Origin of the sequence: Acinetobacter sp., assembly GCF_041919735.1 — a bacterium.
In the GTDB taxonomy this organism is placed as follows: domain Bacteria; phylum Pseudomonadota; class Gammaproteobacteria; order Pseudomonadales; family Moraxellaceae; genus Acinetobacter.
Map to the genome: position 1 here is coordinate 20,272 of NZ_JAYRTF010000031.1, position 9,250 is coordinate 29,521.

Annotated in this window: 7 protein-coding genes and 1 pseudogene; 2 read left to right on the forward strand and 6 right to left on the reverse strand. The window is 43.1% G+C overall.

The window, feature by feature from the left end:
- Positions 1-155: 155 nt before the first annotated feature.
- The 5 genes from ACE3T3_RS14590 to ACE3T3_RS14610 all read right to left on the reverse strand — a co-directional run bounded on the left by ACE3T3_RS14590 (position 156) and on the right by ACE3T3_RS14610 (position 7,138).
- Entirely contained in the window at positions 156-593 is a 438-nt protein-coding gene (locus ACE3T3_RS14590) for a DUF3887 domain-containing protein (protein ID WP_374668198.1), read from the reverse strand.
- A 74-nt stretch (positions 594-667) separates the two neighbouring features.
- On the reverse strand, positions 668-3,667 hold the full coding sequence (gene gyrA, locus ACE3T3_RS14595) for a DNA gyrase subunit A (RefSeq protein WP_374668184.1): 3,000 nt from the start codon (positions 3,665-3,667) through the stop codon (positions 668-670).
- Between the two features lie 482 nt (positions 3,668-4,149).
- The gene (locus ACE3T3_RS14600; RefSeq protein WP_374668186.1) at positions 4,150-5,082 is read right to left on the reverse strand and encodes an electron transfer flavoprotein subunit alpha/FixB family protein; all 933 of its coding nucleotides are present in this window, start codon (positions 5,080-5,082) and stop codon (positions 4,150-4,152) included.
- 18 nt (positions 5,083-5,100) lie between these two features.
- On the reverse strand, positions 5,101-5,853 hold the full coding sequence (locus tag ACE3T3_RS14605; RefSeq protein ID WP_374668188.1) for an electron transfer flavoprotein subunit beta/FixA family protein: 753 nt from the start codon (positions 5,851-5,853) through the stop codon (positions 5,101-5,103).
- A gap of 679 nt (positions 5,854-6,532) precedes the next feature.
- Entirely contained in the window at positions 6,533-7,138 is a 606-nt protein-coding gene (locus ACE3T3_RS14610) for a LysE family translocator (RefSeq protein ID WP_374668190.1), read from the reverse strand.
- Between the two features lie 112 nt (positions 7,139-7,250).
- Between ACE3T3_RS14610 and ACE3T3_RS14615 the strand changes: the two genes are divergently transcribed.
- Positions 7,251-7,745, forward strand: coding sequence for an Lrp/AsnC family transcriptional regulator (locus tag ACE3T3_RS14615; RefSeq protein ID WP_374668192.1), 495 nt, complete (start codon positions 7,251-7,253; stop codon positions 7,743-7,745).
- 268 nt (positions 7,746-8,013) lie between these two features.
- On the opposite strand, the pseudogene ACE3T3_RS14620 reads toward ACE3T3_RS14615, so the two are convergent.
- Positions 8,014-8,545: pseudogene (locus tag ACE3T3_RS14620) on the reverse strand (macro domain-containing protein).
- Between the two features lie 76 nt (positions 8,546-8,621).
- On the opposite strand from ACE3T3_RS14620, the gene ACE3T3_RS14625 reads away from it, so the two are divergent.
- Positions 8,622-9,098, forward strand: a complete 477-nt coding sequence (locus tag ACE3T3_RS14625) for a DUF1643 domain-containing protein (RefSeq protein ID WP_374668194.1) — start codon at positions 8,622-8,624, stop codon at positions 9,096-9,098.
- Positions 9,099-9,250: the final 152 nt, after the last annotated feature.

Sequence of the window (9,250 nt, forward strand, 5' to 3'; positions counted from 1 at the left end):
GCTGTCTTTTTAAATTTTCTTTTTTTATAAGACGTGTGATGCTGAGCATCTTTTAAATGCGTTGCTCAGCAAAAACAGCAGTACGTTGCGCAGAAATGATTTTTTTTTGCAATGATAGCTCTGCGGCAATACATCCGAAATCAGCCGTGAATGAGTTAAATACTCTCGCCAAAAACCGAAACGCTTAAATCTCGAATCTTGTCGCTGCCGCCAGCTTTGTCAAAGCTGACATCATACTGCACCAAATTTTTCTCATAGGCATATTCATAAGTCACGGTATATTTGCTCGGCTGACCGGTTGATTTGACCATATTTTTTGCGACAATTTTTTTGGTTTTATAATTTTCTTTCGGCAAACCGCGCGCAAATTTATGCATCTGCTTTTCATTGCCATTAAAACGCGCCTGCAGCTCCGGCTCTAAACGCGGCATCAGCTGATCAAAATTCTGCTCACGCAAATCATCATAGGCGGCTTGCGCGGCCTGAGCTTGCGAAGGGCTTGGGTCAGGAATTGCATTCATTGCCTGCTGACCAAGTTTGTCACAGCCAGCCAAGGCCAGCGCTGATGCCAATACCGCATATTTAAGCTTCATCATCATTCTTATCCTTTCTTCATGCAGACATAGAAAAAAGGACGCCGAAGCGCCCTCATTTCATAGATTTAAACTCAGTCTTCTTCAGGCTCGTTTAAATCAGATTCATTTTCGGCAATGATTTCGTCGGCTGCAGCATCTGCATTTGGCTCAACAGCGCCATCAACAGCCGCTAAAGATGCATCATCCAGCAATTCATCATCTTCTTCGACCGCTTCAATCGAAACCACGCCCACCAATAGCTCTTCGTTGCCCAAACGGATCAAGCGCACGCCTTGCGCGTTACGGCCAGTTTGCGCCACTTCAGATGCACGTGTGCGCACCAAGGTGCCGCCATCAGAAATCAGCATCAGCTCTTTGGTTTCATCAATCGCGACTGCGCCAACCAGCTGTCCGTTACGTTCAGAAGTTTTGATCGCAATTACGCCTTTACCGCCACGTTTTTTGGTTGGGAAGTCATCTACAGGGGTACGCTTGCCGTAACCATTTTCAGAAGCGCAGAGCACTTCACCGGTTTCTGGAACCACCACCAATGACACAATACGGCTGATTAATGCTGAATCTGAAGATTCTTCATCATCTGAATCCACATCTGCGTCTTCAACATCTTCCGCTTGAGCAGCTGCACCAATGGTGACACGCATACCGCGTACACCTTTGGCAGAACGACCCATTGAACGCACATCAGTTTCTGCGAAACGGATCGCTTTGCCTTCGTTCGAGAACAGCATAATTTGCTGTTCGCCGTCCGTAATCGCAACGCCGATTAAGGTATCGTCGCCATTCAGCTCAATTGCGCGCAAGCCGTTTGAGCGGACATTTGAGAACTGTTCCAGTTCAACACGCTTGATCGTACCGTATTCTGTCGCCATAAAGACGTAGAAGTTTTTGCGTACCGCTTCAGCCTGCTGCGCAAAATCATTGATAATGTCATCATCAAGATCTGTTGCAGAAAGTTCTAAGCCCAATTGTTTCAATTGAATGCGCAATGCATCAGAAATATCGTCCGCGCCGTCTTCAGACTCCGCTAAAGCCGTTTCCAATTCCTCAAAATGCGAATTGATCACTTCATTGCTTTGCAAAGTTGCAGCATTGGCTTTCACAAAGGCTTTGAAGTCCGCCAGACGTTCTTTAAATTTCTTCGGCGCATCGATGACCGGCAAAATCGCGGTAATCGTTTCGTTGTCTTCCAGCGGCAGCAAGTTCACCATTGGACGGCCTTTGGCGCCGCGGGATGCTTGCGGCACTTCATAGACTTTCAGGCGGTAGACTTTACCCACGTTAGTGAAGCACAGTACGGTCGCATGGTTCGACGTCACCACCATGTGCTGGATGTAATCATCTTCTTTCATCGACGTTGCAGACTTGCCACGGCCGCCGCGGCGCTGCGCAGCATAGTCAGACAATGGCTGTGTTTTCGCATAGCCTGTTTTTGAAACCGTCAGCACCATTTGCTCTTCAGGAATCAAATCCTCACGCGAGAAATCAATGCGCGATTCAACGATTGCGGTACGGCGTGCATCGCCATATTGCTGCAGGATTAAAGACAATTCTTCTTTAATCACGTTCATCAATAAATTGAAGTCATTCAAAATTGCGGTGTATTCAGCAATTTGACCAAGAATATCCGTATATTCCGCATGCAACTTATCTTGTTCGAGACCGGTTAAGCGGTGTAAACGTAATTCAAGGATTGCACCCACTTGCGTTGGAGACAGACGGTAAATATCACCATCGATACCAAATGGACGGTTTGGATCTTCGCCTTCAATTTCATCTGGACGAACTGAAACTGAACCTGCTTTTTCAAGCAGTGCAGCAACACCACCCGCAGCCCACTCACCTGCTTGTAAACGTTCACGCGCTTCAGCCGGGTTGGCAGAACTCTTAATGGTTTCAATGATGGCATCAATATTGGCCAATGCAACCGTTAAGCCTTCCAAGATGTGGCCGCGTTCACGTGCTTTACGCAATTCAAACATGGTGCGGCGTGTCACGACTTCCTGACGGTGGCGCACAAAGGCAGCAATGATGTCTTTCAGATTCATCAGCTTCGGCTGACCGTTATCCAAACACACCATGTTGATGCTGAATGAGTTTTCCAGCTGCGTATTCATGAACAGATTATTGACAATCACTTCGGCGTTTTCACCGCGTTTCAAGTCAATGGCAATACGCATGCCGTCTTTATCGGATTCATCACGCAGTTCTGAAATGCCTTCCAGTTTTTTCTCTTTTACCAGCTCAGCAATACGTTCAATGGTTTTCGCTTTGTTGACCTGATACGGAATTTCTGTGAAGACAATCGTGCTGCGGCCAGTTTTCTGGTCTTCTTCGATATGGTATTTACCGCGGATATGCAAACGGCCTTTACCTGTGCGGTAAGCATCAACAATGCCTGATTTACCGTAAATAATACCGCCTGTAGGGAAGTCTGGACCTGAAATGTGTTCCATCAAGCCTTCAATACTGATTTGCGGATTATTGGCATAAGCCAAGCAGGCATTGATCACTTCGGTCATGTTGTGCGGCGCCATGTTGGTCGCCATACCGACGGCAATACCGGTTACACCGTTAATCAGCAAGTTCGGCACACGCGTCGGCATCACTTGCGGAATGCGCTCAGAACCGTCGTAGTTGTCTTCCCACTCTACGGTGTCTTTTTCAAGATCGGCCAATAGCTCATGGGTTAACTTGCGCATACGGACTTCGGTATAACGCATTGCCGCAGCGCTGTCGCCATCGACCGAACCGAAGTTGCCCTGACCATCCACCAATTGATAGCGCAAGCTGAAATCCTGCGCCATACGGACGATTGTTTCATAAACGGCGAAGTCACCATGCGGGTGATATTTACCGATCACGTCACCGACTACACGGGCAGATTTTTTGTACGCTTTATTGTAGTCATTGCCCAATTCGTGCATTGCGAAAAGCACGCGGCGGTGAACAGGTTTTAGACCATCCCGCACATCTGGCAATGCACGCGATACAATTACGCTCATCGCATAATCGAGATATGAACTTTTGAGTTCATCCTCAATGGCAATCGGTCTAATTTCCGATACGCTCATGCATACTCCTTATTATACAGGCAAAAATGACCCGCATTTATATGTCGTAAATTCAGCTAAAATTTCACTCAAAAGCATGAGTCAAAATGTAAAATACAGCCGTAAATTATAGCACAAAACCGCTCTAAAATGTGTGTTTTGGATACAGACTATCCCGTTATATTTTTTAATAATTTGAGTGTTTTTCACCCAAAATTCAACATTCAGCTGAATCCGACGCCATGAATGTGAAATACACCGCTAAAACGCCGCGCCTGCGTGCAGAATCCCTGTCATTGAATGGAACTTGGACGGATAGAATTTCCCGCTCATCGCGTCTGTACGCCAATTTGGATGGCTGAAACGCAGCCTGAGCGCTTTTTGCTTTAATCAGCATTTATCTGCCATTCAGCTAAACGCAAAGCAATTATCTAAAAACATCAGACCATAAAAAAAACCCTTAGATTGCTCTAAGGGTTTTTTGAGAACAGTCTGTTCAGGAATTAGATTTTAGAAACCAATTCTGGAACGACAGTGTTCAAGTCACCCACTAACCAGTAGTCTGCTACTGCATTAATTGGCGCTTCTTCGTCTTTGTTGATCGCAACGATCACTTTAGACTCTTTCATACCCGCCAAGTGCTGAATTGCACCAGAGATACCTACAGCGATGTATAGGTCAGGCGCAACGATTTTACCTGTTTGACCGACTTGCATATCGTTTGGTACGAAGCCAGCATCAACTGCAGCACGTGACGCGCCTTGAGCAGCACCCAGCTTATCAGCCAATGGATCAAGCACAGTGTGGTAGTTTTCACCTGAACCCACACCGCGGCCGCCTGATACAACAATGCGTGCAGCTGTCAATTCTGGACGTTCAGATTTAACGATTTCTTCGTTAATGAACTTAGAAATACCTGCATCGCCAGCAGAAGCAAGCGCTTCAACTGCAGCAGAACCGCCCTCAGCAGCAACTGGATCAAATGCAGTACCGCGGACTGTTGCAACAACAACAGATTCAGCAGATTCTACAGTTGCAATCGCGTTGCCTGCGTAGATTGGACGTTTGAAAGTTTTAGGGCTTTCAACAGCGATGATGTCAGTGATCATGCTTACGTCTAAAAGCGCAGCTGCGCGAGGCAGAATGTTTTTGCCAGTCGTTGTAGACGCAGCAAGAATGTGCGAATAGCCAGAACCGATAGAAGCAACTAATTTCGCTACATTTTCAGCCAATTGGTTTGCATAAGCAGCGTCGTCAGCAAGCAATACTTTGCTTACGCCAGCAACTTTAGCCGCTTGATCAGCAACCGCTTGCGCGCCTGAACCAGCAACCAATACAGTGATATCACCACCGATTTTTTGCGCCGCAGCAACAACGTTAAGAGTTGCACCGTTAAGTGCTTTGTTGTCGTGCTCAGCGATAACTAAAATACTCATGATTTTTATCCTTCTGTATTAGATCACTTTCGCTTCATTTTTCAATTTTTCTACAAGCTCGTCTACAGACTTCACTTGCACGCCAGCTTTACGTTCTGCAGGCGCTTCAACTTTAACAGTTTTAAGCTTAGTTGCAGGATTTACGCCATAATCAGCCGGTGACTTGGTATCAAGCGGTTTTTTACGCGCTTTCATGATGTTTGGCAGAGCCGCATAACGCGGTTCGTTCAAACGCAAGTCAGTTGTGATGATTGCAGGAAGCGCAAGCTCTACAGTTTGCAGGCCGCCGTCAATTTCACGTGTTACTTGTACTTTGTCGCCGTCAACTTTAACTTCTGAAGCGAAAGTACCTTGGCCTGCGCCAAGAAGAGCGCCAAGCATCTGACCCACTTGGTTTGAGTCATCATCAATTGCTTGTTTGCCTAGAAGGATCAATTGAGGCTGTTCAGCATCAACAACGCCTTTTAAAATTTTAGCAACTTCAAGCGCGCCCAGCTGGCTGTCATCAGCTTCAACCAGGATACCGCGGTCAGCGCCAAGCGCCATTGAAGAACGGATTTGTTCTTGCGCTTCTTTAGGACCAATAGAAACAACAACGATTTCTGAAACTGTTCCTTTTTCTTTTAAGCGAACCGCTTCTTCCACTGCGATTTCACAAAATGGGTTGATTGACATCTTAACGTTAGTAAGGTCAACCCCACTGTTGTCCGGTTTAACACGAACTTTAACGTTGGCATCAACCACACGTTTTACAGCAACAAGAGCCTTCATGTAATCCTCGGCTGTTTTAGCAAATGTAAATGTTGAGAAAAGTTATATTAACTCTTCACTTTAAATTTTTTAGGTGCCCTATCTTGCAATGTGATTGGCATTTCGGTCAAGTCACAAATATCGAAAGACCTGTAAAAATGCGTAAAATTCCTTGAACTTATCGTTCACACTTTTTCAAAACACTGTTATTCAACTGTTTTCAAAGGCGATTTAGTTAATTTTTAACCATTGATTTTTATTATATTTTTACTTGATTAACCTCATCAAAAGTTTTGATTTAATCTCTTTTCTTGATCAGCCATGATTCATTTTTATGCAGAAATGACTGACGCGCATATCATGCGCTTTATGTCATTTAGGATAGATGCCTAATTTCAGCCTGATTTTCTGCCATCAAACTTGCCAATATCCGCGCAATATCGCCAAAGCTGTTCATATAGCAGAATCGCTTCATGCAAATTTCAAGTCATTTCCACATCTATAAAATAGCCTGCTGGGTTGCAGCAGGCTGTTCTTAGGCGTTACGCAACGTACATGCATCTGCATCCGGCTCTGCCTTGAAGCGTTATAGTTATACATATTCAATTTATACGCATGCTATCTATTCATCTGCATGCTCTAGATAAGAATGGATGGTTGATGCCGCCTATGGATTTCTCTCAAAACAAGCGGCACGTCATTAATTCGCCATCAACCAAGCAGCGGCCAAACCCAGCAGGCCGCCAGAGGCGCCATCAATCCATTTTTGCTTATGCGCATCAATATGGGTTTTTTGACTGATTTTGGCAAATACTAAACTCAGCCCGCAGTACACCACAAAAATCAACCCGATAAATACCAAAGATAAAACGAGGCCCTGCGTTACTGTATTGCCGGATTTATCGATAAACTGCGGCAAGATCGCAAAATAAATCAGCATGCCTTTGGGGTTCAGCAATGCGGTGAAAAAGCCTTTTTTGATTGGGTTAGAAGCGCTTTTATGTTCAATAGACAGTTTTTTATTGCTGAAAACCGATTTAATCAGATGCGCCGCCAAATACAAAAGATAAGCGATCCCCAGCCAGCGGATGGTTTCAAACAAAAGCGGAAAAGACACAATAATCGCCGCAATCCCCAAAGCCACCAGCACCGAATGCACCAGATAGCCTGAACAAACGCCGATGGTTGCCATCATGCCTGCTTTTGCATCCTTACCCATCACTTGAGACAGAATGAACAGCATATCTGGCCCAGGTGTAAAAATAAGCGGTGTTACCGTAAGTGCAAAGAGTACTAATACAGACATTTCCTTTTCCTGTCACTGTCTTGATGGACAAAGCCAGTATCTGCGAATTGCGCTAAAATAGGATTTCATTTATTCTAATTTTATTATTAATTTTAGAATTAAATTCTATTTTATGAAGATTTCTTCTAAATCTATTCTAGTAAAGCTGGATCGTATTGATAAAAATATCATTCAGGCTTTGCAAAATAACGGCCGCATGCAAAATAACGACCTCGCCCGTGAAATTGGCCTGTCCCCATCTTCCTGCCTGCGCCGCGTGAAACTGCTGGAAGAAGCAGGCGTCATTCAAAGCTATACCACGGTGGTCGATCCGCAGAAAATCGGTTTTCAGCTGCTGCTATTTTCCCGCATTTGGCTGGTGGGCCAAGATGCCGAAACCATTGATACCTTTATTGAAGCGATGAAAGAACTGCCGCAAGTGATGGAGTGCTACATTATTTTAGGCGAATGCGACGCCATGCTGAAAGTTGTGGTGCCTGACTTAGAAAGCTACCGCAAATTCCAGTCCACGCATCTCACCAAGAAAAATGGCATCACCAGCGTCAAAACCGATGTGCCGAGTCAAATTATCAAGCAAAGCTATCAGCTGCCACTGGAAGATTTATAAATGCTGAGCGTTGTGCTGCTCTCCGCGGCACTATCAATAATGAGGAAGACGGCTATACTTATTTCTTTGAACAATTTTATTATTTGGCGTTTCATGAAGCCACATACAGTCGTGAAGCATTGTTTAGAGCTTAGGCGCGAATCATGATAAATTAACAAAAAGGCTCAGACCTGTAGGTTTGAGCCGTTCCAACCAATATAAGATACTGAATTATATTAATAAATTAAATAATTTCGTATAACGTGTATTATGTTTATTTTAGGAAAACTTAAATTAAAATTTCAATTTTAGGATCTTCTATCTGTTTTAGGATTTGTTTATAAATTTCAAGATTGAGCTCATCCTTACAAACAAAAAATACGTGTTCAATTTCGGAGTAGTAAGGTAATTCTGAAAGAACAGTCCCTATCGCAATTTCTGTTGCTATTTTCCTCGGAAAAGAATATATGCCTGTAGCAATATTAGGGAATGAAACGGTTTTAGCTTTAATTTCTTCAGCTCATTTTAAAGCATTGCTAATATGTATCACAAAGTAGTTGTGGTACTCCTTTTTTACCATTTAGCCATCTTGGTCCAACTGCATGAATTAGAAACTTTGCCGGTAAAGTTCCAGCAATCGTTATTTCTGCATTTCCAGTTAGACAACCACCTTTAGTCTTATTTAATTTGATACAAGCTTCTTTCAATAAAGGACCTGTTTTTTTGTGAATAATGTAATCTAGACTGCCTCCACCTAACAAAGATTTATTTGCAGAATCAACAAGAGCATCAACAGAAATTTCTGTGATATCACCATGAATTAAATTAACTTTTTTTCATAATAATCAGTAGTTATGATACAAGAGATATAATCATATATGTAAATAGAGGGGTGTTATGAAAAAGGGCGCAATAATTTCAGACTGTGAAAAATATCGTTATTCACTTTGGCGTATTTGGGATAAAGAGAAACCGATATTTACATTTATTGGTCTAAATCCATCAAAGGCAGATCATATTCAAGATGATCGAACTATTACTCGTTGTATAAATTTTGCTAAAAGTTGGGGTGGTGGTGGCATTTATATGGCTAATCTTTTTGCATATAGAGCAACTGATCCACAAGAAATGATGTCCCAAGAAGATCCTATTGGGCCTGATAATGATGCGTACTTAAGTCAATTAGCTGCAGAATCTCAAAAACTTATTGCTTGTTGGGGAAATGATGGCGTTTTTAACGAGAGATCAACTTTTGTAAAACAGCTTCTGAAAGACAAGCTCTATTATCTTAAATTAAATAAAAGTGGAGAACCTGGGCATCCACTCTATATCCATTCTTCAGCTCAAATAAAGCCTTTTTTAGAATCTATTTAACATAATGGCGATTATAAGAAACACTAATGTTAGAACCCATTTAAAGTGTCTATATTCTCACCAATAAAAATGTCTAGTTTATGATGGTTTTTATCACCATGGACTGGATATAAAATATAGATGCTGATCACTATGTCTGACAAAGAAATTCA

Coding starts and splice junctions, on each gene's coding strand:
- ACE3T3_RS14605 (WP_374668188.1), bottom strand. CDS start 5,853: ATGAAGGCTCTTGTTGCTGTAAAACGTGTGGTTGATGCCAACGTTAAA.
- ACE3T3_RS14590 (WP_374668198.1), bottom strand. CDS start 593: ATGAAGCTTAAATATGCGGTATTGGCATCAGCGCTGGCCTTGGCTGGC.
- ACE3T3_RS14610 (WP_374668190.1), bottom strand. CDS start 7,138: ATGTCTGTATTAGTACTCTTTGCACTTACGGTAACACCGCTTATTTTT.
- gyrA (WP_374668184.1), bottom strand. CDS start 3,667: ATGAGCGTATCGGAAATTAGACCGATTGCCATTGAGGATGAACTCAAA.
- ACE3T3_RS14615 (WP_374668192.1), top strand. CDS start 7,251: ATGAAGATTTCTTCTAAATCTATTCTAGTAAAGCTGGATCGTATTGAT.
- ACE3T3_RS14625 (WP_374668194.1), top strand. CDS start 8,622: ATGAAAAAGGGCGCAATAATTTCAGACTGTGAAAAATATCGTTATTCA.
- ACE3T3_RS14600 (WP_374668186.1), bottom strand. CDS start 5,082: ATGAGTATTTTAGTTATCGCTGAGCACGACAACAAAGCACTTAACGGT.